1 protein-coding gene is annotated in these 362 nt (G+C 65.2%); it reads right to left on the bottom strand.

Going from position 1 to position 362, the window contains the following annotated elements; genetic code table 11:
• A partial coding sequence (locus ACLQ14_RS19455; protein WP_425816109.1) for a DUF7402 domain-containing protein occupies positions 1-362 on the bottom strand: 362 nt, incomplete at both ends.

Raw genomic sequence — 362 nt, 5'->3', positions numbered from 1 at the left:
CCCACCGCGACCGTTGAACCATCCGAGAACCACAGCGTCCCCGACCGCACATTGTCATCAGCATTAGGCCGATCGAACAACACCACCTGCGAGACCGTCACCGGCGAAGCCCAAGCGAGCTGGACCCAGGCCCCCACACGCTCGCCCGTCGTGGCCCACTCCTTCGAGTAGTCACCCGGATACCCGGCGGCCACGCCATCAATCACGTTCGCCGCGACCTGACCATCCGCAATATTCTGCGACGACGCCGTGACCGACGCTGCACCAGCAACATCGACACCGGGTGTCGGAGTCGGAGTCGGAGTCGGAGTCGGAGTCGGAGTCGGAGTCGGAGTCGGAGTCGGAGTCGGAGTCGGAGTCGG

It is taken from the genome of Luteimicrobium sp. DT211 (genome assembly GCF_049844995.1).
GTDB lineage: Bacteria > Actinomycetota > Actinomycetes > Actinomycetales > Cellulomonadaceae > Luteimicrobium.
Note: the sequence above shows the minus strand (reverse complement) of the source record. Positions and strands in the feature narration are given on the sequence as shown.